This window comes from Burkholderia ubonensis (genome assembly GCF_001718695.1).
GTDB classification, from domain to species: domain Bacteria; phylum Pseudomonadota; class Gammaproteobacteria; order Burkholderiales; family Burkholderiaceae; genus Burkholderia; species Burkholderia ubonensis_B.
This window is the reverse complement of the sequence record NZ_CP013422.1, coordinates 141,176-165,502: the sequence shown is the minus strand read 5'-3', so window position 1 is coordinate 165,502 and position 24,327 is coordinate 141,176. Positions and strand designations below refer to the sequence as shown.

Genomic DNA, 24,327 nt, shown 5'->3' with positions numbered 1-24,327 from the left:
CCATTAATGGGGATGACTGTCCAGATGTTGACGCGCGCGGTACGCGGGCCATAACGTTGTTCCGATGCCATTGAATACGGCCGTCCCGTCACGCGGGCACGCGCCGCACAAGCACAGGAGACGACCCGTGGCCCATTCCGCGTCACGCACCCATGCCGCGCCGTCGGAGCAAGCGCGCACGGGCGCCGATTCCGCAGCGCCCGACGCTCGCGCGTCCGCTGCATTTACCGCATCCACCGCATCCACCGCGCCGGCCAGCCGCAAGCGCATGGTCATCCTCGCGCTGCTGTTCGTCACGGTGGTGATCAACTACCTCGACCGCAGCAACCTGTCGATCGCCGCGCCCGCGCTGTTCAAGGAGCTGAACATCGACCCCGTGCGCGCGGGCCTGGTGTTTTCCGCATTCGGGTGGACCTACGCGCTGATGCAGATACCGGGCGGCTGGCTCGTCGACAAGGTGTCGCCGCGCGTGCTGTATGCGCTCGCGCTCGCCCTGTGGTCGGCCGCCACGCTGCTGCTCGGCTTCGCCGGCTCGTTCGTCGGGCTGATCGTGCTGCGGCTCGCCGTCGGCGCGCTGGAAGCGCCGGCCTATCCGATCAACAACCGCGTGGTCACGACGTGGTTCCCCACCCGCGAACGCGCGGGCGCGATCGGCGGCTACACGTCCGGGCAATTCGTCGGCCTTGCGTTCCTCACGCCGGTGCTGGCGTGGTTGCAGCTGCACCTCGGCTGGCACATGGTGTTCGTCGCGACCGGGCTCGCCGGCATCGCGTGGGCCGCGATCTGGTACGCGCTGTATCGCGAGCCGCGCGCGTTTCGCGGCATCAACGCGGCGGAACTCGCGCTGATCCGCGACGGCGGCGGCCTCGTCGATCTCGAAGACCGCATCGCCGCGCGCCCCGAACGCGTGCCGTCGACGTGGCGCGACCTCGGCGTCGTGCTCGGGCGGCGCAAGCTGTGGGGCATCTATCTCGGCCAGTTCGCGCTGAACTCGACGCTGTGGTTCTTCCTCACGTGGTTCCCGACCTACCTCGTCAAATATCGCGGCATGGACTTCATCAAGTCCGGCTTTCTCGCGTCGCTGCCGTTTCTCGCCGCGTTCGTCGGCGTGCTGTGCTCGGGCGTGCTGTCGGACTGGCTGATGCGGCGCGGCGCGTCGCAAGGCTTCGCGCGCAAGCTGCCGATCATCTCGGGGCTGCTGATCTCCACCTGCATCATCGGCGCGAACTACGTCACGTCGACCGGCTGGGTGATCGCGTTCATGACCATCGCGTTCTTCGGCAACGGCTTCGCGTCGATCACGTGGTCGCTCGTGTCGGGCCTCGCGCCCGCGCGGCTGCTCGGGCTCACCGGCGGCGTGTTCAACCTGATCGGCAATCTGTCCGCGATCGCGACGCCGATCGTGATCGGCCTGCTCGTCGACGGCGCGGACTTCTCGCGCGCGATCACCTACATCGCGGCGATGGCGCTTGCCGGCAGCCTGTCGTACGGGTTGCTGGTCGGCAAGGTCGAGCGGATCGAGGCGTAAGGAGCGGCCCCGAACCGATCTTGTGGTCGCGCCGACGATCGGGCTGGGCGCGGCACGCCGAGCGAAGCGGTAGCTGCTGGCCTTGCGTTCGGATGCGTGCCGGCCACACGCACGGCGGCTGTCGCGCAGGCTTCCGATGCAGGGCTGTGCGAACGCGCGGATGCGTCGGTCATCGGTCGGTACGGCAGCACGTCGTCATCGAGTAATTGGATCGACTAAGGCACGCCGAGCGAAGCGGTAGCTGCTGGCCTTGCATTCGGCCGCGTGCCGGCCACACGCACGGCCGCGGTGGCGCATTCCTCCGACGCAAGGCTGGGCGAACGCGCGGATGCGTCGGTTATCGGCCGGTACGGCAGCACGTCGTCATCGACTAACTGGATCGACTAAAGCCCACGCGCCGCGCTCGACAACGCGCGGACGCCGCCGCTCCTTTACACTGCCCGTTACGCCGGCCTTCACGGCCGCCGGAACGCGTCGTCCGACGCGCGGAGCCATCGCCCGCCGCCCCGTGGTTCCCCGTGATGACGCCCGACGCCGCAACCGCTACAATCGCGCCCGCTTCCTACCGAGAGACCCGCATGCCGCTCGACATGAACGCCTGCCACCGCGACGACGACCGCTTCGACGTGTCGTTCAAGGCGCTGGGCGAGCTGATCGAGACGGTCGGCACGCCGCATTTCGTGCCGCGCCTCACGCGGCTGCTGAACGACGTCGTGCCGCTCGACGTCGCGCACGTCGAACGCTCGCGCGTCGACGGCGCGATGCCGACCGGTTATCGCTGCGAATGGATCGGCAGCAGCGGCATCGGCACCGCGACCGCAGAAATCTCCGACGTGATGACGCTCTACTACGAGCGCTTTCTCGACAGCGACCCGCTGTTCGCCGGGTTGCGCGGCAAGACCGGCACGATGCTGGTCGTGCGCGACATCGCGGCGATCCCGCCCGGCGAATTCCGTCAGCGGCTGTTCGACGACGTGCGTATCGGCCACGAATGCGTGCTCGCGCGCGGCACGCGCTACGCGCAGCATTCGATCGCGCTCGAACGCGGTCGCGACCGCCCGCCGTTCACGCTCGCCGAGATGAACCGCTTTCGCAGCATCAGCGACGTGCTGTTTCCGCTGCTCGAACTGCATGCGTCGACCACCGCCGCGCGCCGTATCGCGCATCCGGCCGCCGACCTGCATCCGCTCGCGCAATTCGACGCGCGGCTCGCCGCCGACGGCGCGAAGCTGTCGAAGCGCGAATACGAAACCTGCAAGCATCTGCTCTCGGGCAAGACCGTGCCGGAGACGGCCGACATCCTCGGCGTGCGTGTGGCGACGGCCGAGTCGTACGTGAAGCGCGCGTTCGCGAAGCTGGGCGTGCGAACCAAGCGCGAGCTCGCCGCATGGGGAGCCGCCGCGCCGGCGTCCCGCCGCGCCGCGCGACAGGCGGACGACGTGCCGCCCGCGCGGGGCGAATGATCGGTGCGAGCGACGCGCGCGCCCTATCGCCGAAGCCGCTTCAGTTGTAGCCGAGGATCGCGGCCGTCGCGACGTCCGGCCGATCGGTCGTGCCGCCGACGAGCGACGCGGTCGGCTCCTGCAGCACCGCATGGTACGAGGTCGCGCGTACCTCTTGCGATGCGTCGGCGTCGTACTGCGGCGGCGCGTCGAATGCGTGACGACCTGCGACGTTGCCGGTTTGCGATTGCGAAAAAGTCATCTCCACTCCTTTTGATATGTCGTTGGTGTTCTAGCTCGCCCGTTTCAACACCGGCGCATGCGCGTTTTCGGCGCGCGCGAGCTGGGCGCGCGTGCGTCGCGTGACGTGAATCACCGCGAGCACGACCGGCGCGATCAGCAGCCCCTCCGCCAGCTCGGGATCGACCGGCAGGCTCAGCACGTGCAGCGCCTTGAACGCGGCGGCCGCGAGCGACAGCACGTAGTACGAGATCGCGGCGACGGACAGCCCTTCCACCGCATGCTGCAGATGCAGCTGGTTGCGCGCGGTGCGCTCCATGCCGGCGAGCAGCCGCGTGACGTCCTTTTCCTGTGCGAGATTGACGCGGGTGCGCAGCAGGTCGACCGCGCGCGCGATGCGGTCGGCGATCTGCTCGCGACGCGCCCATACGCTGCGGCACGTCTCCATCGCGGGCGCGAAGCGCCGCTCCATGAACTCCGCGATCGTCGGCATCCCCTCGATGCGCTCCTCGCGCAGCTCCTGGATGCGCGCGAGCACGAGCTTCTCGTACGCACGCGACGCGCTGAAGCGTCCGCCGGACCCCGACAGCGATTCGACGCGCACCGCCAGGTGCGTGAGCTCGACCAGCAGCGCCGCGTCGTCGCCCTGCGCGCCGTGCGCGTCCATCCGCTGCATCAGCGCCTGCAGCGACGCGTGGATCTCGTCGAGATCGCGGCTCATCCGGCGCGCGACCGGCAGCGCGAGCAGCGCCATCATCCGGTAGGTTTCGATTTCATACAGACGCTGCAGCAAGCGGCCGCCCTGCTCTTCGCGGAAGTCGTCGTCGACGACGAGAAAGCGCATGAAGCCGTCGTGCCGCACGTGCCAGTCGCAGAACACCTTGCCGCCGCCGAGCACGTTGCCGCCGACCATCATCGGCCCGTCGAACCAGCGCCGCACGTCGCTGCACGCGAGCCGCGCGGCGTCGCCCGACAGCAGCTCCATGCGCACCGCGACGAAGCGAATTCCGGCCAGCCGCGCGAACCACGCGGCCGGGATGCCTTCGATCGCGAGATCGTCGAAATAGCCGGTATCGCGGCGCGGCGCGACGAACGTGAAGGTCGAGAACTCGGTGTGGCGCTCCCACTTCAGATGCCAGCCGCTCGGCGACTGCACCGCGTAATGCGTCGCGCCTTCGTGCGGCGCGGCGATGCCGGTGTCGCTGCACAGCGCGTGCAGCAGCGTGTCGTGAATCGCCGGTTCGCCATCCGAATAGATCGCGTAGTGGGTCAGCGCCACGGATTCGGCCAGCCGCAGGAACGGCCGGGCGTGCAATTCCGCGGCCAGTGCGGCGCGCAACGGATGGTCCATCATCGATACACCACGTTTTCCTCGTTCAACTGCGCGGGTTCGGCATGCCGGCAACCGTGGCCCGGCATCGCCCGACGCACCTGCGGCCGCAGCGGAATCGCTTGCGTGATCGCACTATCGCACGCACGTTGCGACAATAAAAACGCATAATGTTGATCGTTACGTTCAATTTTCCTGATACCCATGAAGATGCTCGATCACGACGTGCTCGCCACCGTCGTCGCCGTTGCCGAGACCGGCAACATGACCCGGGCCGCCGAAGCCGTGAACCGCTCGCAATCCGCCGTCAGCATGCAGATCAAGAGCCTCGAGGACGCGCTGGGGCGGCCGCTGTTCATGCGCCGGCCGCGCAGCATCGTGCTGACGCGCGAGGGCGAGGTGCTGCTGGGCTTCGCGCGGCGCATGCTCGCGCTGCGCGACGAGGCGTGGGCCGCCGTGGTGCGGCCGGAGGTGACCGGCAAGGTGGTGATCGGCGTGCCGGACGACTATGCGTCGTCGCTTCTTCCTTCAGTGCTTAAGAAATTCTCGGCGTCGTACCCGAAGGTCGAGATCCAGGTGATCGGGCTGCCGAGCAGCGCGCTCGCGCCGCTGCTCAAGGACGGCACCGTCGATCTCGTGTGCGGCACGCGCGTGAAAGGGCTGTCCGGCGATTTCGTGCGCCACGAGCCGATGGCGTGGGCCGCGATGACCAACGGGCCGCGCGTATGGGAAGAGCGGCCGCTGCCGATCGCGGTGTTCATGCCCGGCAGCGTCGCGCGCGAGAACGCGATCCGCAGCCTCGAACGCGCGAAGGTGCCGTACCGGACCTCGTACGAAAGCCCGAGCCTGCTCGGGCTGATCAGCATGGTGGAAGCGGGGCTCGCGGTCGCGCCGCTCGCGCGCTGCGCGATTCCCGCGCAACTGACGGTGCTCGGGCGCTCGCACGGGCTGCCCGATTTGCCGCCGCTCGAGATGATCCTCGCGCGCAGCACGAAATCGAAGCGGCCGCCGTGCGACTTCCTCGCCGAGCAGATCATGGAGGATCTGCAGCGGCAGACGGGGCAGGCCGGCGACGCCTGAACGTCGGTCAGGCGCGCGCCGCGCCGGTCGTCACGACTCGCCCGGGCACGGCTGGCCGGCCACGGCGTGCGCCGCGTTGACGATGCCGGCCACCGCGTCGACGAGCGCTTCCAGCGTGTCGCCGTGCACGTGCCGCGCGGCCGGTGGAACGTATTCGTGGCGTCGGCCGCCCCACTGGGAGCCCGCCGTCACCGACAGCGTCGCGCCGAACCGGTTGCCGTGCCGCCGGCCGAAGATGCCGACGCGCTCGTCACCCAGATACGCCTGCTCCGGAAGAGACAGGCGGATTTCGGCCGCAACCTGCTCGGGATCGCCGGCGCGCGTCTGTGCATCGACCGTCGGCGCGAACACCTTCGCGATCCGGAAGGTCACGTGCGAATCCCACGCGGCCAGCGGGCCGCCGGCCGCGTCGACGCGCTCGAGGTCGACCGACCATTGATGACGATCCGGCAACCGGATCGCCTGACGCAGCAGCACGTCTGCCGCGCGCACCGTCATCAGCAACTGCCGGGCCAGCTGTGTGCCCGACGGCAGCGTCACCGCGCGCACGCGACGGCTTGCCGAGCGCGCGGTGTGCACTTCTTCTGTGAGGTACATGCATCCTCCGTGTCCAGGGCCAGCGCCGCGTACGACGCGACGCACAATCGTCCACCGCAGCCGGCCGTGCAAGGGCGCGGCGATCGGCAAAAAGGTGGCGGATCCAACCAGCAATCGGCGTTCCCGGGGCGGCGAGGCTTGTTCCGTGCGGTCCGGGCGGCCCACGCGGTCCACGGGTCGGACGAGCGGACCGATGATCGCGTCGGTCTGCTGCGCCATCAGCATGTGCAGCGTGAAGTCCAGATCTTCCGGCGCGATCTCGAGCTGCACGCGGATCGCGTCGCGCCCGGCGGTCGCGCCGACGACATACGCGCCGAGCGGCGAATGCAGCCGCGCCGCATCGGCGCTCAGCGTGATCGGCAACTGCGCAGGCGCGCGGCGACGTGAACGCCACGGCACTGCAGCAAGCAGTGGATGGCGAACGAAGCTAAACACCGGCGGAGGTGGGACGGGAAGAATGGGGGTCATGGCGCGGGTCGAAGGCATCTCCGTCGATTGAATACGTCTGGAGCTTATAGGCCCGCGCATAAACACCGTGCAAAAAAACGGCACTGCGGTGCAAAAAACGGTACGCCGATGTCGATGGGCGGCGGGCGTCGACGCGCAATCAGTGCGCCGGCCGGGGATTGCGCTTTGCCGGGCGTGCTGGGATGGCAGGACAGTCGGTCGCTTCAGCGATGCTCTAGCGCCTCATTACGCCGGTCCGATCGCGCCCCGTTCTCGACGGCCCGCGCGGCCCAATGGGCTGTATCCCGATTGAAAGAAAGTCGGCGCTACGTCGCTCATTCGACGACGAATCCCCGCAGCATCAAGCAAATGCCCCGCCACGTAGCGCTTCAACGGAACGCCGACTCACCGGCCGTCAAAATCGCGCCCGAACGCACAGACGAACCGACCGTGCCGGCGCGGCTTGCTCGGCTCGGCTCGGCTCGGCTCAGCTCGCTTAGCTGGCTTGGCTTGGCTTGGCTTGGCTTGGCTTGGCTTGGCTTGGCTGGGCTGGGCTGGGCTGGGCTGGGCTGGGCTGGGCTGGGCTGAGCTTGGCTGGGCTGGGCTGGGCTGGGCTGAGCCGGGCTGAGCCGGGCTGGGCCGGGCTGGGCCGGGCTGGGCCGGGCTGACCTGGGCGTGGCGCGCAGCGTCGGCCGCCCGCCGGGCGCGCATCCGTCGCATCTATCGCGCCCCGCCGCGCCCCCACCCCGCCCCTCAGCGCAGATTTGTCCGCGCGAGTTCCACGATCTCGTCGCCGCGACCGCTCAGGATCGCGCGCAGCATGAACAGGCTGAAGCCCTTTGCATGCGCGAGTTCGATCTTCGGCGGCATCGCGAGCTCGTACTTCGACGTGACGACGTCGACGAGCGCCGGCCCGTCGTGCTCGAACGCGCTGCGCAGCGCTTGAGCGACGTTCTCCGAATGCTCGACGCGCACGCTGAAGATCCCCGCGCCTTTCGCGATCGCCGCGAAATCGGTCGCGCTCAGATCGACGTTGGTGTCGAGATAGCCGGCGGCCTTCAACTCCATCGACACGAAGCCGAGCAGGCTGTTGTTGTACACGACGACCTTGATCGGCAGATTGAGCTGGCGCGCGGTCAGCAGATCGCCGAGCAGCATCGACAGCCCGCCGTCGCCGGACAGCGACACCACCTGCCGCCCCGGATGCGCGCCCTGTGCGCCGAGCGCCTGCGGCATCGCGTTGGCCATCGAGCCGTGATTGAACGACCCGTGCAGCTGCCGCTTGCCGTTCATCGTCAGGTAGCGCGCGGCCCATAGCGTCGGCGTGCCGACGTCGGCCGTGAAGATCGCGTCCTCCCCAGCGATTTCGTCGACGAGCTTCGTCAGATACTGCGGATGGATCGCGCGGCCCGGCGGCTCCGGCACGGCGAGATCGTCGAGGCTCTTGCGGGCGGCCGCGTAGTGCTTCAGCGCGTTCTCCAGGAAGTGCCGCTGCGTCTTGCGCGTGAGGCGCGGCAGCAACGCCGCGATCGTCTCCTTCACGGTGCCGACGAGCCCGAGCGCGAGCGGGGCGCGGTGGCCGAGCTGCGAGCCCTTCCAGTCGATCTGCGCAATCTTCGCGTGGGCCGGATAGAACGGCCGATACGGAAAGTCGGTGCCGAGCATCAGCAGCGTGTCGCACGACTCCATCGCGTGATAGCCGGAGCTGAAGCCGATCAGCCCCGTCATCCCGACGTCGAACGGGTTGTCCCATTCGACGAACTGCTTGCCGCGCAGCGCATGCACGACCGGCGCGCCGAGCATGTCGGCGAGCGCGACCACTTCGTCGTGCGCGCCCTGCGTGCCGCTGCCGCAGAGCAGCGTCACCGCGTCCGATTCGTTGAGCAGCGCCGCGAGCCGGTCGAGATCGGCGTCCGCGGGGAGGATCGACGGCGGCGCCGATACGCTCCACGATGGCGGCTCCTGCGGGCCGTCGCCGAGCGCAATGTCGCCCGGCAGCACGATCACCGCGACGCCGCGCTCCTCGATCGCGGTGCGCATCGCGCGCGCGAGCACGCGCGGAAACTGCGACGCGTTGGTTACGAGTTCCGCGAAATGGCTGCACTCGCGGAACAACTCCTGCGGGTGCGTCTCCTGGAAGTAGCCGAGGCCGATCTCGGTCGACGGAATGTGCGCCGCGATCGCGAGCACCGGCTGGTGGTTGCGATGGCAATCGTACAGGCCGTTGATCAGGTGCAGGTTGCCCGGCCCGCAGCTGCCGGCGCACACGGCGAGACGTCCGCTCGACGCGGCGTCCGCGCCGGCCGCGAATGCCGCGCTTTCCTCGTGCCGCGTATGCATCCAGCGGATCGAGCCCATCTGGGCGAGGCTGAACGACAGCCCGTTCAGGCTGTCGCCCGTCACGCCCCAGATGCGCTCGACGCCCGCTGCCGCCAGCGTCTTCGCCAGGTATTCCGCCATTGTTTGTCCAGCCATGGTGCCCTCGCTCGTTGATGGTCGTCGCACGAATGAATGATCCGGCTCGCGGCGGCACCGGCCGCCGCCGGGTCGAGCATACGCGAACGCCCAATTACGCGTCGTGACGGTGCGTGCGGGCCGCCGGCATGCGGCGGCGGCGTGATGACGGGCCATGCGGCGCTGTCGCGGCGGCCGGGCGCGGACGGCGTTAGCGTTGCGCGGCGGAAGCCACGCCGCGCTATATCGGCAACGCGTGCGTCGACAGGATCTCCTTCAGCACGATGGACGAGCGGTCCTGGCGCACGATGGTCGTTCCGTCGCTGTCGCTGTCGCGGCGGGCGGATGCGGGCGGCATTCGCACCGCGCGGCGAACGTCACGCGCCGCTATATCGGCAACGCGTGCGTCGACAGGATCTCCTTCAGCACCATGAAGCTGCGCACCTGCCGCACGCCCGGCAGATACAGCAACTGCTCCGCATGCAGCCGGTTGAAGCTCTCGCTGTCGCGCGTGCGCACCAGCATGAAGTAGTCGAACTCGCCGGTCACGACGTGGCATTCGACGCACCCCGACACCTTCTGCGCGGCCTTCTCGAACGCGGCAAACGCTTCCGGCGTCGAGCGGTCGAGCACGAAGCCGATCACGACCAGCATCCCCGCGCCGAGCGCCTTCGGCTCCAGCAGCGCGACGATCCCGCGGATCAGCCCCATCTCCTTGAGCCGCTCGACGCGCCGCAGGCACGCCGGCGCGCTCAGCTTCACCTTCGCGGCGAGGCTCACGTTCGAGATCGACGCATCCTGCTGAAGCTGCCGGAGGATCGCGCGGTCGATGCGATCGAGCGCGGGCGCGGCTTCCGGCGCCCGCGCCGGCCGTCTGCCTAATTTCATTGCGTAAATTTCCTGTTTGACGAACTCGGATTGTTCACAAGGTGATGACCACGTTTGAAACGTAGGACGACGTTATTTATTTCGCAAGCTCATTTCTCGCGCGTCCGACTATCATTTTTTCGTCGGGGGGCCATCTGCCGGCCGGTCCCGTCACCTATCCGCCGCGCCTTTCGGAGACATTCGATGAACCTGCAACGCTTCCCCCGCTATCCGCTGACCTTCGGTCCGACGCCGATCCAGCCCCTCAAGCGCCTGAGCGAACATCTCGGCGGCAAGGTCGAGCTGTACGCGAAGCGCGAGGACTGCAACAGCGGCCTCGCATTCGGCGGCAACAAGACCCGCAAGCTCGAGTACCTGGTCCCCGACGCGCTCGCGCAAGGCGCGGACACGCTCGTGTCGATCGGCGGCGTCCAGTCGAACCAGACGCGCCAGGTCGCGGCCGTCGCCGCGCATCTCGGGATGAAGTGCGTGCTCGTGCAGGAGCACTGGGTCAACTACGACGACCCGGTGTACGACCGCGTCGGCAACATCCAGCTGTCGCGCATGATGGGCGCCGACGTGCGGCTCGTCGCGGACGGCTTCGACATCGGCATCCGCCGCAGCTGGGAAGAGGCGATGGAGAGCGTGCGGCAGGCGGGCGGCAAGCCGTATCCGATTCCGGCCGGGTGTTCCGAGCATCCGCTCGGCGGCCTCGGCTTCGTCGGCTTCGCGGAAGAGGTGCGCGCGCAGGAAGCGCAGCTCGGCTTCAAGTTCGACTACATCGTCGTGTGCTCGGTGACGGGCAGCACGCAGGCGGGGATGGTCGTCGGCTTCGCGGCCGACGGGCGCGCGGACCGCGTGATCGGGATCGATGCGTCGGCGACGCCCGAGCGCACGCGTGAGCAGATCACGCGCATCGCGCGGCATACGGCCGAGCGCGTCGAACTCGGCCGCGCGATCACCGACGCGGACGTCGTTCTCGACACGCGCTACGCAGGGCCCGAGTACGGGCTGCCGAACGACGGCACGCTCGACGCGATCCGGCTATGCGCGCGAGTCGAAGGCATGCTGACCGATCCCGTCTATGAGGGCAAATCGATGCACGGGATGATCGACAAGGTTCGGCTCGGCGAATTCGAACCGGGCTCGAAGGTGCTGTATGCGCATCTCGGCGGAGTGCCTGCGCTGAGCGCCTACGCGGAGATCTTTCGCGACGGCTGAGCGGTGCGAGGCGCGTCGTGTCGCGAGCCGCCGACGCGTCGCGCCCCACTTGCTTCACGCGGGCTCGCTCCCTGTTCCCGAGCCGGCTGCACGCAGACGCTCGGCCGACCGCTCGATGGCCGCGCGACACGCCGGCCATGCCGCCCGCAGCGCGGCGGTTCGGCCCTGCGAGAAGATCCGCTCGGCATGCGCGCAAGCGGCGCCAGCGACGATATCGCCGGCCAGCGCGAACCCGCCGCGCATCGAATGCAGCTCCACGCGGATGCGCTCGACGTCTCCGCGCGGCAGCGCGTCGTCGATCAATGCCAGAGACAGCAGCGTCGCGGTCCGCAAATTCTCGCGGATCTCGTCGGTCATCGGCGGTATCGGCCGGTCGCCCGAATCGGCAGAATCGCCCGTAGACGACCGGGCCGCCGCAGCGCGCCTCGCGTGCCGCGTCAGCACCGCGTCAAGCGCGTCGATCGACAACGGCTTGAGCACGACTTCCGCCGCCCCCGCCTGTTCGCAGCGGCGGTAATCCTCGTCGGTAGCATGCGCGGTCATCGCGATCACCGGCACCTTCGCCCCCTGCTCGCGCAGGAACCTCGCCAACGCGAAGCCATCGAGCTCCGGCATGCCCAAGTCGGTCAATACGACGTCGAACGGATGCTCGAAGTACGCCCGCATCGCCTCGATGCCGTTCGTCACGATCGTCGCGTCGTAGCCCAGCGCGTCGAGCTGGTCGCGCAGCAGCGCGCGGCTCGCCGGATGATCCTCGGCCACCAGCACGCGAAGCGGCGTTTCGACGTCGGCGCTGCATGCCGGTGCCGGGGGCTGCACCGGTGAGAGCGCCGACGTGCGGGCATGGGTTTCTATCGGTTTGGGAGTCGCTGCGGGGCGGCTCGTTGCATTCGTAGGTGTGGCAGCGGCCCTCGTTGCGGCCGCCATTGCGTCGGCTCCGGTTCTCTTGGCTTCTGTTCCGCTGGCTCCAGTTGCCTCGGCTTCCGTTCCCTCCGCGCCAGTTCCGTCGGCTTCCGTTCCCGTGGCCCCAGTTCCATCGGCTCCAATTCCGTCGACCCGAGCCGCGTCGGCTCCCGTTACCTCAGCCTCAGTTGCCTCAGCGCCGGCCACCTCCGCGCGACGCGCCCCGGCCCCTTTCGCGCCGCTCGCCCTTGCATCAACCGCTGCGCGCCCCCGCAACGGCGCATCGGCCAGCGGCAGCGATGCCGTAAACACGGCGCCCGCCCCCGGCCGGCTTTCGACCGTCACGTCGCCGCCCATCAGCCGTGCGAGACGCCGGCACAGCGGCAGCCCGAGCCCGGTGCCGCCGAAACGCCGGTAAATGGACGGATCGGCCTGCATATAGACGTCGAACAACGTCGGCATGCTGTCCGGCTCGATGCCGATGCCCGTATCGCGCACCACGATTTCCACACCGCGCCCCGGCACGGCTGCCGGCAGCGCTTCGACCGTCACGCTGCCATGCTCGGTGAACTTGATCGCGTTGCCGACGAGGTTCGACACGAGTTGCCGCACGCGGGCCGGATCGCCGACGTACCCGTCGCCGAGCCCGGCCGCGATCACGCATTCGAGCCGCAGATGCTTCGCGTCCGCGAGCGCACGAAAAATCGCCGCAACTTCGTGCAGCACCGCGCGCAAATCGAACGGAACGGCTTCGAGCACCATTTGGTTCGATTCGGCCTTGGACAGGTCCAGCACGTCGTTGATGGTGTGCAGCAACGCATCCGACGACGACATCACCGTCTGCAACCGTCGCCGTTCCGCCAACGGCAATTGCGCGCGCGCCATCAACTCCAGATTGCCGATGATCGCATTCAGCGGCGTGCGGATCTCGTGGCTCATCGTCGCGAGGAACGTCGACTTGGCGCGGTTGGCGTCCTCAGCAGCCTCGCGCGCCTCGCGCAGCTTGAGTTCGGTCCGCTTGCGCGCGGTCACGTCGAGCAGCGTGCAGAGCAGCACGTCGACGCCGTGGAACATCGTCCGTACGACCTGCAATGCCAGATAAACCTTGCCGTGGTCCGCTTGCTCGACCGCCAGTTCGTGCTGCATCACGTCGAGCCGACCGTCGCCGGCCGCCGCGCGCTCGCGGTACGCGTCCCAGATGCGCTTGCCGAGCCGCTGGCCGCCCGCGCCGCCGTCGTACGCGCGCACCGCGTCGTTGTGCACCATCGTCTCGCCGTCCGCCGCCGACAGCAGCAACAAACCCGCGGGCGCATGACGGGCCAGCGTCCGGTTGAGCGCCTCGCTCTCGATCAGGCGCGTTGCGCGCCGGTTCGCGGGACGCAGCGCGCGGCGATCGAACAGCATGATCGCCAGCCACAGCAACGCGATCGCGACCAGCGCCGCGCCGAACGTGATGCCCAAGCCGACACGCATCTCCCGCACCATGCTGCGCCACGAGAAGCTCGTCATCATCACGAGGCCTGTGCCCGGCAGGCGATCGTAGACGACGAAGCGGGCGCCGACGCGCCGCACCGCGACGTGATCGCCGAGCGGCGCGCGCGCGTCGTGCAACGCGCGCTCGATCATCGACCGGTCGCGCTCGCGTCCGAACACGATGTCATGGCGCGCGTCGACGATCGCAACGTCTTCGTCGTCGGAACGCGGCGCCATCACGTCGTCGACACGATGCAAGCCGTTGATCACCAGCCAGCCGAACGGCCGGCCGGCCGCATCGTCGAGCCGGCGCGCGAAGCGCATGACGACCCGGCCCGACAGCGGATCGAGGCGTCGATCGAACACGAACGGACGGCTCTGCATCAGCGTCTTCTGCCGTGCGATGCCGGTCGGCATCAGCCCGTCGATCAGCGTGTGCAGGTCGGTGCCGGGCTCGAGCGTGTGCGCGCGCGGCACGAGTTCGGTGCCGAGCACGGCCAGAAACGGCGCATCGAGCCCGATCAGATAGCCACCGAGCGGTTCGCCGCCGGACACGAGCGCCGGCGGCAGCACGTGCCCGGATCGATCGTCCTGCCGGACCAGACCGAACAGCGCGCCGAGATAGCGCGCATACGATGGTGCGGGACGATCCGGCGTGAGCCGCGCGAGCGCGAGCAGCGTCTCGCTGCCGTCGCCGTTGCTCGCACCCAGCACGCCGCCGGCAGCAGAGAATTGCGCGAGCGCATCGGCAGACGGCCGCGCGCCCTGATTCCACAGCTGCTCGATCCTGCCGCCATAGGTCGCGAGCACCATGTCGGCCATCTCCAGCGTGCGGGAGAATTGCGCCTTGCGATAAAGGAACGTCAAACGGGCCTGCGCGCGATAGTCCTGCACGTCGAGCCGCGTGACGAGCAGCGCGCACATCAGGATGAACAGCGTCACCGCGAAGCCGCCGCCGTACAGCAGCAACTGCTGGTAGCGACGCGCGCGGCCGGGCTCGAACGGCTTGCGCCCCGCATTCGCGACCTGACTCGCGATGCGCTTCAGCTCGGCTGGCATGGGCGCTCCTTTACGCTGAACCGGAAGCCGAAGCCGAAACCACCGGCCGGGATGCGCCGCCGAATCGGCATCGTCGCAGCACGCATGCGGCGACTACGCATCGCTTACGGGTGCATCCGCACCGCCCGCATCCGGAAGCTCGCGTTCGCTCGCATAGCGGATCAGGTCCGCGTCGCGCACGATGCCGAGCTTCTTCATCGCGCTCGATTTCTGCGAGCTGATGGTCTGCTTGCTGCGATGCAGCTGGACGGCAATCTCACCCACCGTCAGCCCGGCCCCGTACAACCGCACGACCTCGATCTCGCGCGCCGTCAGCGTCCGCGCGCCGGTCGGCGCTTCGGTGCAGGTCAGCAATTGCTTGACGACGGGAGACACATAGTTCGCGCCGACGTAAGCGGCATGCACGGCGCCGATCAGGTGCGAGATCGCGTCCGACTTGCTGAGGATGCAGCTCACGCCCTGCCGGTGAATCGCGCGCAGCACGCTCGGATTGTCGATCATCGTGATCGTCACGATACGCAGCGCGGGATAGCGGCGCTGCAGGAACGACAGCAGTGCGAGACCGTCGCCGTACTTGCCGGCCGGCATCACATAGTCGAGCACGAGCACGTCGGCCTGCTGCGCGTCGAGCATTTCCACCAGATCGGTCGAATTCGAGACAGTGCCGAGCAACCGGATCGTGCTGCTCCCAGCGAGCGCCTGCGACATCCCCAGCGCGGACGCCGGATGATCGTCCGCCACCATCACGCGTACAAAGAATTCATCCATCTGCGTTCTTCTCCCGATACAGGCGCTCGACCTGCGATGTCGCACAATGCGTCGCAATTCGAATCGATTCCGCAACACGGTTCGTGTTACGGCCTTCGGCGGACCGAGCGGCGCGCGGTCCAATTCTAAAATAACGGGTGCGCCGCGCTTTGCGCCAACCGCACCTCGCGGCCTGCCGCAGCGAGGATCGCCACACGAACCCGTCGCGAGGCGAGATGACCGCGCAGGGCGTTGCGCCACGATCCGCCGCCGCTCGACGCTCGCGCAAAACCGATCGGCGGCGCCGACGACGCCGTCGATCCAACGTGCTGCGCGACACGATCGCCAGCAGTCGCTAATGTCCGGACACCGGCTCGTCCGGCTGCCCCGCTCGTTCGCCCGCGGCGTGCTGCCACTCGGCAATGACGCGCCGCCGCTGCGCCGGCGACATCATCATGAATTCGTTCAGCCTGGTCAGGAAATCCCGACGGGACTTCTCCGGCAACGTCGCGAACGCAAGCAGCAGCCCGAACACCTTTCCCATATAGCGCACGGCCGTACCCTTCCTTCAGTCGAAATCACACCGCACCCGCACGACGCGGCGTGTCTGCCTTCGATGATCGACGCCGACGGTCTGTGCCGCCGTGACGCGTCGGTTTCTTATCTTCCCGACATATCCGCGGTTGCCCGCGCCTTACCAACCACACAACGCTCGTTCATTGCGCCCACCAGCACACCGATCCCGCGCCGGCGTGCGATCCGCGTCAGACTGCGGCGCAGATCGGCGAGCATCACCGGCTTCGTCAATACGCAGTCCACCTTCACCGCGGCATAAAGCCTGGCGTCGTCGGGGCCCAGATGGGACGCGACGACGATCACGTCGCACGGCAGCGCGCGCGCATGGACGGCTTCCACCAGCTCCCGAGCGAGCATGTCGGGAAGCTCCGCGGCGATCAGCAGCACGTCCCAGTCGCCGCGCGCGAGCATGTCGAGCGCGGCCGCGCCGGACGACACGCAGTCGAACGGACTGCCGAGCACAGCCAGCTGCTCGAGGAAAATCGAGCCGTTGATCGCGGCATCGTCGGCGACCAGCACGCGCGGCAACGACTCCGCTGGCGCCGTCGCAGCCGCGTGCGGATCGGCAATCGGCGCATGCGGCGACTCGCCGCCGGCCCTCAGCGTGCGCTCGAGCGCCATGCGCAGCCCGTTCACCGAGTAGCTCGATACGCGAATCGTGCGGCCAGCGACATCCGGTTGCAGCGGGCCATCGGGCGTTGCCAGCACGATCGGCGTGTCGTGCCCGGCCCGGTCCAGTTCGTCGCGCCGCCATCGGTCGGCATCGCCGACGAGCACCAGCGCACGAGCGCGCGCGACGAGCTCGGCCGCGATCCCGACCGGGCTCGCGTGTACCGCGACATCGAAACCCCATGCGCGCAGATGCGCGGACACGAACTTGCGCCAGGCCTCGTCCTGCGACACGACGAGTACCACGTGGCCGCGGCTCGCGTCGAGCGGGCGTGTCGGCGCGATGTCGGCCTGCAGCGGCAGATGAACGCTGAAGACGCTGCCCACCTGCGGCGTGCTGTCGACCGACAACGTGCCGCCCATCGCCGTGACGAGCCGGGCGCACAGCGCGAGCCCGAGGCCCGTGCCGCCGTAGCGTCGTGTGATCGACGCGTCGACCTGGGAAAACGCCTTGAACAAACGCGCGCGTTGCGTGGGCTCGATGCCGATGCCGGTGTCCTCGACGCTCAGTTCGACCTCGGGCACGCCGCGCGCATCGGGCCACACTGCGACGCGCGCGGCGATATGGCCTTCGCTCGTGAACTTGATCGCATTGCTCAGCAGGTTGCCGAACACCTGGGCGAACCGCATCGGATCGCCGCGCATGCGCTGCTCGACGCTCGCGTCGATCTCGACGAACAGCGGCAGCCCTTTCGCCTTCGCGATCGGCGCGAACGCGGCGAGCTGCTGCTCGATCACCGCGATCAATTCGAACTCGATCGACTCGACCGTCATCGCGCCGGCCTCGATCTTCGAGAAATCGAGAATGTCGTTGACGAGCGCCAGCAGGCTCCCGGCCGAGGTGCGCAACGTCTGCACGCGGCCGTGCTGCGACACGTCGAGCGCCGAACGTTCGAGCAGTTCGAGATTGCCCAGGATGACGTTGAGCGGCGTCCGGATCTCGTGACTCATCGCGGCCAGGAACGACGACTTGGCCGCATTCGCCGAATCGGCCGCGCGCACCGCTTCCTCGAGTTGCTGCACGAGCCGGCGCTGGGCGGTCGTGTCGGTGAATACGGCGATCAGCACGTCCTCGCCCTGATAGCGCGCCGCGTGCGCGATGATTTCCAGATGCAGCGGCGCATCGCCGTGAGCGTCGACCGCGAGCTCCGTCACCAGCGTGCGGCCGCGCCCGCCGTCGGCGACGAACGCGTCGTATCGCTCGAGCACGCGGGCCGACAGCGCGTGGTGATCGCCGCCGTGCGGCAGCAGCATCTGCACGAGTGCGTCGCTCGCGAGCATCACGCGCCGGTCGGACAACGACACGAGGCCGATGCCGATCGGCGCCATCTCGATCACGTTGCGGCACAGCTCCTCGCTGTCGAATACGCGCGCGGAGCGCGCGTAAACCGGCGCGAGCACGCGCCGGTGAAAGCGTACGAGCAGCAGCCACATCACGGCGATCGTCACGAGCGTCGCCGCGGCGAGCACCGCGGCCTGCACGCCGACGCCCAGGACGACGTCGCCCCACGACAGCACGTACGCGACGGTCCAGCCGGTCGTCGCGAGCCGGCTGCGAAATACGATCGAGCCGCTGCGAAACAGCGGCTCGCCGAGCGACTCGTCGCCGCGGGCGACGTCGAGCGCGAGCAGGCGCGCGTTCAGCGCGCCGGTGTGCTCGACGGCCGGGTCGATCGCGATGAGCCGGTTGTCCGCCGACGCCACGAAGAACCGGCCGGCCAGGCCGCGATCCGGCAGCCACGACAGCAGGTATTCCGGCGCATATTCGGTCACGAGGACCGCGAACGCGCCGCCGCCCGCGCGGGCCTGGGCGGCGATGCGGATGCGCGAGCGGCCCGTCACGGGGTCGACATAAGGCGGCAGCCAGCGCACGCTCGGCCGGCCATCGCTCTGCGCGGGCATCGGCCCGTCGAAATCGACGTGCAGCGCCGCGAGCAATTGCGCGCGCGTGCGCGCGGTCGCGAGCGCCGGGTGGTCGCGCGCCGGGCGCGGCACGATGCCGAATACGCCGGTACGCGTACTGTAGTGATAGCCCTCGACCGTGCATGCGCGATTGTCCGCACTCGTCGCGCACAGGTGCGGCAGCATGAACGACAGCGCCAGATAGCGCGCGACCTCGTCACGCTGCGCGGTCTGGCCGGGCACGCCGACCACGAGCGATTGATACGGTGTGACCGCGAGTTCCTGGCCGTGTGTGAAAAAAGTGTCGACGACATCGGCAGGCGCCGGCGCCGTCTCGCTCCAGATCAGCTGCGCATTCATCACGTCGTTGACGAATGCGGTTTCGGCGACCTGCAGCTCCTCGGCGGTCTCGTCGACGCCGTTCAGGAAATTGCGCCGCTCGGCGTCCAGATAGCCGTACACGATCGACGAGATGCCGAGCCCGCAGGCGATCAGGATCAGGATCGTGACGACGATGCCGCCGCCGAACATCGAAATGCTCTGATAGCGGCGAATGAACTGGAGCGTGCTGTTTTGCATGGCGCGACGTGACGACGCCCGGGCGGCGGACTCGCGGCGCAACGGCGGCCGCGCCCGGCATGTCGACGGATAGATTCGGATGACGAATGCCGATCATGCCAAATGACGACGCGGAAATCCGTCGCGGATTATCCTTTTAGTACACGTACGACTCGTTCGAACGTTCGTTTTGAACTTGAACGATATTTCGTCGTCAAGTCGCCGGTGGGGCGGATCGGACGGGACCGATCGCGTGGTCGAATCGCGCGCGCACGCGCGTCGCTGCGCGTCACCGTGAACGTCGGCGAAGAATGCGTACTGCGAAGCGCACGCCGGCGCACGCGGCATGCGGTGCGCGCGCAGCGGGTGTGCGCGCGGCGGGGCGAATACAATTCACCCACGCCGACACGCAGTCCCAGCTTTTCTCAGGCTCTCTCAGGCTCTCTTCGGATTGTTTTGTCACCTGCGCAACGCCGGCTTCGCCGTGTCGATTGGTCGACATTCGGACTCCAAACATGACGCAACAAACAATAGTGACGTGGTGAGCAATAATAATGCAGAAAAATGGCATGTCAAGGCGTATCTCGAATTAAAAGTTTGCATACCACGTCACTTTTGAATATGCTCTCGGTCGCTCAACCGCAGGAGACCCCTTCGAGATGCCCAACAGCGAGCAGGCCAACGCCGACCTCATCACCGCCACCAAGGTGCGCGACCTCCTGACCCGGAACGGCATTCCGCCGCGCAGCCACAACACGACGATCGCGAACGTGCTCGGCCTGAGCTTTTCCGTCGTCACCCGCAAGATGAAAGGCCTGATCCCGTGGAACCTGTCGCAGCTGCGGGACATCGCGACGCACTTCGGCGTGCCGCCCGCGATCCTGCTCGACGACCAGGGCGCACACGCGGGCGCGGCTCCCGAAATGCTCGACGCGACGCTCGTCATCGAATCGCGGCGCCTGCGCTGCCGGGCCGCGATCTCGACGAAGGCCAGCAGCCACGCCGAAACGGATTTCGTCGCGATCCAGTCGCAAGGCGAATGGATCGTCATGGAACGCCACCACGCGCATGAAGGCCGCACCCATCCCGTCGACGTGATCGAGCTGCGCTCCACCCGGCAGCAGGCATACGCGGCGCGGATCGCCGTGGTCGACGATTCGCCGGACGTGGCCGAGACGGTATGCGAATACTTCATCGAGAAAGGTGTTAACGCGATCCCGTACTACGATGTCGCCTCATTCCGGAAAGCGCTGGAAGTCGAGGATTTCGACGGCTACATCCTCGACTGGATGCTCGGCGACCAGACGGCCGCCGATCTCGTGCGCGGCATCCGTTCGAGCGAAAATGGCGATGCGCCGATCTTCCTGCTGACAGGCAAGATCTCCACCGGCGAGGCGAGCGAGGACGAGATCGCGCGCGTGGTGTCGCACTTCAATGCGCGCTGCGAGGAGAAGCCGGTCCGCCTGCCGATCCTGTTCGCCGAGGTGGCGCGCGAGCTGAAGATCGCCCAGCCGTTCAACGCGCCCGCGGATTGAACTCAAGACACATCGACAACACGCAAGAGGAAACCATGCGAAATCCGAAAACCTGGTTGCAGGGCCTGCTGCTGGCCTGCCTGCTGGGCGCCGCCGCCGCGTCCTGGGCCGCGCCGTTCAAGTTCACCGTCGACGGCAACATCGCGAAATCGAATCAGCCCGGGAAAACCGCGTACGTGTTCTCCGAACAGGCGCTGATGGCGCTGCCGCAGCACACGATCACGACGTCGACGAGCTGGACGCCGGTGGCGACCTTCAGCGGCCCGCGCCTCGCGGACGTGCTGAAGATCGTCGGCGCGAAAGGCACGCAGATCGAGCTTCACTGCATCGACGAATACACGTTCACGATCCCCGCGTCGGACGCCGACAAGTACGGCGTGATCCTCGCCCGCAAGATGAACGGCAAGGTGCTCGACAACGCGAGCTACGGCCCGCTGTGGGTCATGTATCCGCGCGACCAGTTCGCGGACGAGCTGAAGACGCCGCTCGGCGAAGCGAAGTTCGCGTGGCAGGTCATCGGCCTCACCGTGAAATGACCGCCAGGCGATGGAAAAAGCGCAAGATCATCGTCGTCCTCGGCTCCCTGTGGATCCTGGGCTTCGCCGCATGGGCGTTCCTGCTGCATGACCTGCTCGCGACGTCGGTCAACGAAGGCGTGCTCGAAGGACCGCGCGAAGGGGTGTTCTGGACGGCCGCGCAGTATCGCAACGCGTACAGCCGGTTCGACCGGCAGCTGATCCTCTACGCGACGCGCCAGGACGACGACTTCGATCGCGTCGAGACGCAGCTCGACGCGCTGTCGGCGTCGTTCGGCTTCCTGCGGCGGCCGTCCGAAGTGTCCGAGTACTGGCTGCGCATTCCACGCGCGCGCGACGAGATCGCCGAGCTCGGCGCCTTCATGGCGCGCCTCAAGCACGACGTGCCGCTGCTGCGCACGGCGCCGCACGACGACGCACGCCGCATGATCGACGACGTCAACGCGTACTGGCCCAAAGTGAACGCCCTCGCCAACTACTTCCGCGCGCTGGAGATGGCGCAGCGGGACTTCACGTTCCACCAGCTGAAGGAAAAGCAGCAGGCGATCCTGATCCTCGGCAGCATCCTCGGCGTCATCCTCGGCGCGCTGTTCCTGCTGCTGTTCTATACCGTGCGCACGCGCGACGACCTGCTCGAGCGGCAGCACGCGGCGCTCGTCGCGGAGAAGCAGGCATCGGACCGCGCGTTCGAGATGGTCGACGCGAAGAACGCGTTCCTCGGGATGGTCAGCCACGAGCTGCGCACGCCGCTGCAGGCGATCAGCGGGTCGATCGAGATCCTGCTCGCGCGGCCGCAGTCGGACGCGAACCTGAAGACGATCAGGCGGCTGCAGAACTCCGCGTCGTCGCTCGAAGCGCTGGTGAGGGAGCTCACCGACTACATCAAGCTGCGCTCCACCCGGCGCCTCGCCGAAGCCGAAACCGTCGGCATCGCGTCGTTGCTCGCCGAGGTGCTCGATCCGTTGCGCGCGAAGATCGCGGCGAAGCGGATCGCCGTCACGCAGCGCGTCGAGCCGCACGATCTGGCGATCCGCTCGGATCGGAAGCTGTTGCGGCAGGTGCTGTCCAACCTGATCGAGAACTCGGTCAAGTACACCGTCGGCGGATCGGTCGACGTGTCGGTCACGCTGGTCGACGCGCCGGCCGGGCGGCAATTGAAGCTGGTGGTGCGCGACACCGGCGCCGGCATCGCGAAGCCGCATCTGTCGAAGATCTTCGAGCCGTTCTACCGCGCGAACGACGCGGCGGGCCTGCACGTGGACGGCATCGGCATGGGCCTCGCCGTCGTGCGCCAGATCGTGACGACGCTGCGCGGGCACATCGACGTGCGCAGCGTCGTCGGCGAAGGCAGCGAATTCGTCGTGATGCTGCCGGTCGAGGTGCCCGACAGCGGCGAACCGGCGGGCGACGCGCCGGCATCGCCGCACGCGGCGCCGCATCGCGACCGGCGCGCGCTCGTCGTCGACGACAACGACAACGCGCGCGAGACGCTCGGCTCGATGCTGGCGGCGTTGGGCATCCACGCGGACCTGTGCGGCACCGGCAGCGAAGGCGTCGCGCGCTTCGGCGACGCGCATTACGACCTGGTCGTGCTCGACCTCGAGTTGCCGGACCTGAGCGGCTTCGAAGTCGCGCAGCGCATCCGCGCGGCCGCCCAGCCGGACGACGACGGCAGGCTCGTGTCGATCGTCGGCGTCAGCGCGTACGAGGCGGCGGCGCTGCGCGAGAACCCGCAGGCATTCGACGCGTTCCTGCCGAAGCCCGTTCACCTGGGCGAACTCGGCGCGCTCGTCGACACGCTGTCCGGCTGACGGCGGTACGCCCGCGCCTATTCGCCGATCAGATGCAGCACGATATCCCGCTGATGCGCGGCACGCCGATGCTCGAACAGGTAAATCCCTTGCCACGTCCCGAGCACCATCCGCCCAAGCTCCACAGGAATCGACAACTGCACCTGCGTGAGCGCCGTGCGCAAATGCGCGGGCATGTCGTCGGGGCCTTCGGTGTCGTGCTCGTAGCGCGAGCTGTCCTCGGGCGCGAGCGCCTCGAAGTAGCGTTCCAGATCGCGCTGCACCGACGGATCCGCGTTCTCCTGGATCAGCAGCGAAGCGGACGTGTGCCGGCAGTACACGGTGAGCAGGCCGGTGCGGATCGACTGCTGGTCGACGAACGCGCGCACCTGCGACGTGAACTCGATGAGGCCGCGTCCGCGCGCGTCGACGGCGATGTGCGTGATGGTCTGTTGCATGTCGACGGCCTCAGGCCAGCGCGGCGAAGCCGTCGGCTTCGATCTGCCGCGCATCGACGGGGCGAACGACGCGCGCGACCTCGACGCCGTTACGCAGGAAAACCAGCGTCGGCCAGAGCTTCACGCCGAACGAACGGCCGAGCGGGCGGCCGGGGCCGTCCTCGATCTTGAGATGCCGCACGGCAGGATGCGCGGCGAACGACGCGGCGATCGCGGGCTGCGCGGCCGCGCAGATGCCGCACCAGTTCGCGCCGAATTCGATGACGGTGGCACCGGTCAGTGCGTCGACTTCCGCGCGCGTCGGCGCGTTGGCGGTGTAGCGTTGCTCGGTTTCCATCGAGGCCCTCGTGTGCATTGGCGGAACGGGGCCGCCGCGTGCCGGCGTGCGCGGCACGAGCGGCCGGTGATTTCTTACTGTAGCGGAAAAGGGCGCGGGATGCCGGCGGCGGGCGGGCCGGCGCGCCGGTCGATCCGGATGAGGCGAGACGGGCGATCCGCTGACGCGCCCCGTTCTGCGGGATAGCGATCGGATAAGATACGGCCCGCGATGCCCTTTACCGAACCGACGGAGCGTTTCCAGTGATTCAACCGACCAGCGTATTCAAGGACAACCTCGCGCAACTGCCGTCCATCGACGGCATCGAGCGCATCGATCTCGTCAACGGCAACGGCGACGTGGTCGCGAACATCGAGAACAAGCCGGGCAAGCAGGGCTCGCTCGCGGTGTATCACTATCTGCGGCAAACGTTCGGCGCGCTGGACGCGAAGGCGGCCGAGCACGGCCTCGCGGTGTTCGCCGAACATACGGCCGATGCGCGCAACCGTCCGGGCGCGCATCCGAACGTCGACCACCTGCTCGCGATCGCGGCCGGCGGCGAACCGCTGCGCATCGACGTGATCGCGCAGCACTGAGCG

At 68.1% G+C, this 24,327-nt stretch carries 20 protein-coding genes; 8 read left to right on the top strand and 12 right to left on the bottom strand.

Annotation, left to right across the window (positions count from 1 at the left end; translation table 11 throughout):
• Positions 1-127 precede the first annotated feature (127 nt).
• Positions 128-1,528 carry an MFS transporter gene (locus WJ35_RS20760; RefSeq protein ID WP_043292008.1) on the top strand — a complete coding sequence of 467 codons (1,401 nt, stop codon included), beginning with the start codon at positions 128-130 and terminating at the stop codon, positions 1,526-1,528.
• A gap of 578 nt (positions 1,529-2,106) precedes the next feature.
• The gene (locus WJ35_RS20755; RefSeq protein ID WP_069239892.1) at positions 2,107-2,991 is read left to right on the top strand and encodes a helix-turn-helix transcriptional regulator; all 885 of its coding nucleotides are present in this window, start codon (positions 2,107-2,109) and stop codon (positions 2,989-2,991) included.
• 40 nt (positions 2,992-3,031) lie between these two features.
• Here the strand turns inward: WJ35_RS20755 and WJ35_RS20750 are convergent, their stop codons facing one another.
• The 3 genes from WJ35_RS20750 to WJ35_RS31470 are packed head-to-tail and all read right to left on the bottom strand — an operon-like array spanning position 3,032 to position 4,746.
• Positions 3,032-3,232 (bottom strand): hypothetical protein, encoded by a 201-nt coding sequence (locus WJ35_RS20750; protein ID WP_069239891.1) that lies wholly within the window; start codon positions 3,230-3,232, stop codon positions 3,032-3,034.
• Between the two features lie 30 nt (positions 3,233-3,262).
• Positions 3,263-4,564, bottom strand: a complete 1,302-nt coding sequence (locus WJ35_RS20745) for a DUF3422 family protein (RefSeq protein WP_069239890.1) — start codon at positions 4,562-4,564, stop codon at positions 3,263-3,265.
• The gene (locus WJ35_RS31470; RefSeq protein ID WP_155121954.1) at positions 4,561-4,746 is read right to left on the bottom strand and encodes a hypothetical protein; all 186 of its coding nucleotides are present in this window, start codon (positions 4,744-4,746) and stop codon (positions 4,561-4,563) included. The genes WJ35_RS20745 and WJ35_RS31470 overlap by 4 nt, the downstream gene beginning before the upstream one ends.
• Here WJ35_RS31470 and WJ35_RS20740 point away from each other — a divergent pair.
• On the top strand, positions 4,745-5,620 hold the full coding sequence (locus WJ35_RS20740) for a LysR family transcriptional regulator (RefSeq protein ID WP_010097423.1): 876 nt from the start codon (positions 4,745-4,747) through the stop codon (positions 5,618-5,620). The two genes, WJ35_RS31470 and WJ35_RS20740, sit on opposite strands and share 2 nt — an antisense overlap.
• A gap of 30 nt (positions 5,621-5,650) precedes the next feature.
• On the opposite strand, the gene WJ35_RS20735 is transcribed toward WJ35_RS20740, so the two are convergent.
• The 3 genes from WJ35_RS20735 to WJ35_RS20725 form a co-directional block, all read right to left on the bottom strand.
• On the bottom strand, positions 5,651-6,217 hold the full coding sequence (locus WJ35_RS20735; protein WP_011881274.1) for a hypothetical protein: 567 nt from the start codon (positions 6,215-6,217) through the stop codon (positions 5,651-5,653).
• A 1,200-nt stretch (positions 6,218-7,417) separates the two neighbouring features.
• Entirely contained in the window at positions 7,418-9,139 is a 1,722-nt protein-coding gene (gene poxB / locus WJ35_RS20730) for a ubiquinone-dependent pyruvate dehydrogenase (protein WP_069239889.1), read from the bottom strand.
• Between the two features lie 366 nt (positions 9,140-9,505).
• On the bottom strand, positions 9,506-10,006 hold the full coding sequence (locus tag WJ35_RS20725; protein WP_069239888.1) for an Lrp/AsnC family transcriptional regulator: 501 nt from the start codon (positions 10,004-10,006) through the stop codon (positions 9,506-9,508).
• Between the two features lie 183 nt (positions 10,007-10,189).
• Between WJ35_RS20725 and WJ35_RS20720 the strand changes: the two genes are divergently transcribed.
• Complete coding sequence (locus WJ35_RS20720; RefSeq protein ID WP_069239887.1) at positions 10,190-11,206, top strand: 1-aminocyclopropane-1-carboxylate deaminase; 1,017 nt, start codon at positions 10,190-10,192, stop codon at positions 11,204-11,206.
• A gap of 54 nt (positions 11,207-11,260) precedes the next feature.
• Here WJ35_RS20720 and WJ35_RS20715 read toward each other — a convergent pair whose 3' ends face one another.
• From WJ35_RS20715 to WJ35_RS20700, 4 genes are all read right to left on the bottom strand, one after another.
• Positions 11,261-14,641: an ATP-binding protein gene (locus WJ35_RS20715; protein ID WP_069239886.1), complete on the bottom strand. Its 3,381-nt coding sequence runs from the start codon at positions 14,639-14,641 to the stop codon at positions 11,261-11,263.
• A gap of 93 nt (positions 14,642-14,734) precedes the next feature.
• On the bottom strand, positions 14,735-15,409 hold the full coding sequence (locus WJ35_RS20710) for a response regulator (protein ID WP_069239885.1): 675 nt from the start codon (positions 15,407-15,409) through the stop codon (positions 14,735-14,737).
• Between the two features lie 334 nt (positions 15,410-15,743).
• Entirely contained in the window at positions 15,744-15,932 is a 189-nt protein-coding gene (locus tag WJ35_RS20705; protein ID WP_085954502.1) for a hypothetical protein, read from the bottom strand.
• Between the two features lie 116 nt (positions 15,933-16,048).
• Positions 16,049-19,114, bottom strand: a complete 3,066-nt coding sequence (locus WJ35_RS20700; RefSeq protein WP_069239884.1) for an ATP-binding protein — start codon at positions 19,112-19,114, stop codon at positions 16,049-16,051.
• A 638-nt stretch (positions 19,115-19,752) separates the two neighbouring features.
• Between WJ35_RS20700 and WJ35_RS20695 the strand changes: the two genes are divergently transcribed.
• Genes WJ35_RS20695 through atsR form a run of 3 tightly spaced genes read left to right on the top strand, consistent with a single transcriptional unit; the run spans position 19,753 to position 22,975 of the window.
• Entirely contained in the window at positions 19,753-20,628 is an 876-nt protein-coding gene (locus WJ35_RS20695; RefSeq protein WP_060231655.1) for a helix-turn-helix domain-containing protein, read from the top strand.
• Between the two features lie 35 nt (positions 20,629-20,663).
• The gene (locus WJ35_RS20690; protein ID WP_029226998.1) at positions 20,664-21,164 is read left to right on the top strand and encodes a molybdopterin-dependent oxidoreductase; all 501 of its coding nucleotides are present in this window, start codon (positions 20,664-20,666) and stop codon (positions 21,162-21,164) included.
• Positions 21,161-22,975, top strand: coding sequence for a hybrid sensor histidine kinase/response regulator AtsR (atsR, locus tag WJ35_RS20685; RefSeq protein WP_069239883.1), 1,815 nt, complete (start codon positions 21,161-21,163; stop codon positions 22,973-22,975). The genes WJ35_RS20690 and atsR overlap by 4 nt, the downstream gene beginning before the upstream one ends.
• A gap of 17 nt (positions 22,976-22,992) precedes the next feature.
• On the opposite strand, the gene WJ35_RS20680 is transcribed toward atsR, so the two are convergent.
• Both WJ35_RS20680 and WJ35_RS20675 read right to left on the bottom strand, forming a co-directional pair.
• On the bottom strand, positions 22,993-23,412 hold the full coding sequence (locus tag WJ35_RS20680) for a secondary thiamine-phosphate synthase enzyme YjbQ (protein ID WP_069239882.1): 420 nt from the start codon (positions 23,410-23,412) through the stop codon (positions 22,993-22,995).
• Positions 23,413-23,422: 10 nt separating this feature from the next.
• Complete coding sequence (locus tag WJ35_RS20675) at positions 23,423-23,749, bottom strand: thioredoxin family protein (RefSeq protein ID WP_069239881.1); 327 nt, start codon at positions 23,747-23,749, stop codon at positions 23,423-23,425.
• 242 nt (positions 23,750-23,991) lie between these two features.
• Between WJ35_RS20675 and WJ35_RS20670 the strand changes: the two genes are divergently transcribed.
• Entirely contained in the window at positions 23,992-24,324 is a 333-nt protein-coding gene (locus tag WJ35_RS20670; RefSeq protein WP_069239880.1) for a DUF2322 family protein, read from the top strand.
• The last annotated feature ends 3 nt before the right edge of the window (positions 24,325-24,327 follow it).

Bases quoted from the DNA above. Each gene is read 5' to 3' on its own strand.
- WJ35_RS20755 (WP_069239892.1), top strand. From the start codon at position 2,107: ATGCCGCTCGACATGAACGCCTGCCACCGCGACGACGACCGCTTCGAC.
- WJ35_RS20750 (WP_069239891.1), bottom strand. From the start codon at position 3,232: ATGACTTTTTCGCAATCGCAAACCGGCAACGTCGCAGGTCGTCACGCA.
- WJ35_RS20745 (WP_069239890.1), bottom strand. From the start codon at position 4,564: ATGATGGACCATCCGTTGCGCGCCGCACTGGCCGCGGAATTGCACGCC.
- WJ35_RS20740 (WP_010097423.1), top strand. From the start codon at position 4,745: ATGAAGATGCTCGATCACGACGTGCTCGCCACCGTCGTCGCCGTTGCC.
- WJ35_RS31470 (WP_155121954.1), bottom strand. From the start codon at position 4,746: ATGGGTATCAGGAAAATTGAACGTAACGATCAACATTATGCGTTTTTA.
- WJ35_RS20735 (WP_011881274.1), bottom strand. From the start codon at position 6,217: ATGTACCTCACAGAAGAAGTGCACACCGCGCGCTCGGCAAGCCGTCGC.
- poxB (WP_069239889.1), bottom strand. From the start codon at position 9,139: ATGGCTGGACAAACAATGGCGGAATACCTGGCGAAGACGCTGGCGGCA.
- WJ35_RS20725 (WP_069239888.1), bottom strand. From the start codon at position 10,006: ATGAAATTAGGCAGACGGCCGGCGCGGGCGCCGGAAGCCGCGCCCGCG.
- WJ35_RS20720 (WP_069239887.1), top strand. From the start codon at position 10,190: ATGAACCTGCAACGCTTCCCCCGCTATCCGCTGACCTTCGGTCCGACG.
- WJ35_RS20715 (WP_069239886.1), bottom strand. From the start codon at position 14,641: ATGCCAGCCGAGCTGAAGCGCATCGCGAGTCAGGTCGCGAATGCGGGG.
- WJ35_RS20710 (WP_069239885.1), bottom strand. From the start codon at position 15,409: ATGGATGAATTCTTTGTACGCGTGATGGTGGCGGACGATCATCCGGCG.
- WJ35_RS20705 (WP_085954502.1), bottom strand. From the start codon at position 15,932: ATGGGAAAGGTGTTCGGGCTGCTGCTTGCGTTCGCGACGTTGCCGGAG.
- WJ35_RS20700 (WP_069239884.1), bottom strand. From the start codon at position 19,114: ATGCAAAACAGCACGCTCCAGTTCATTCGCCGCTATCAGAGCATTTCG.
- WJ35_RS20695 (WP_060231655.1), top strand. From the start codon at position 19,753: ATGCCCAACAGCGAGCAGGCCAACGCCGACCTCATCACCGCCACCAAG.
- WJ35_RS20690 (WP_029226998.1), top strand. From the start codon at position 20,664: ATGCGAAATCCGAAAACCTGGTTGCAGGGCCTGCTGCTGGCCTGCCTG.
- atsR (WP_069239883.1), top strand. From the start codon at position 21,161: ATGACCGCCAGGCGATGGAAAAAGCGCAAGATCATCGTCGTCCTCGGC.
- WJ35_RS20680 (WP_069239882.1), bottom strand. From the start codon at position 23,412: ATGCAACAGACCATCACGCACATCGCCGTCGACGCGCGCGGACGCGGC.
- WJ35_RS20675 (WP_069239881.1), bottom strand. From the start codon at position 23,749: ATGGAAACCGAGCAACGCTACACCGCCAACGCGCCGACGCGCGCGGAA.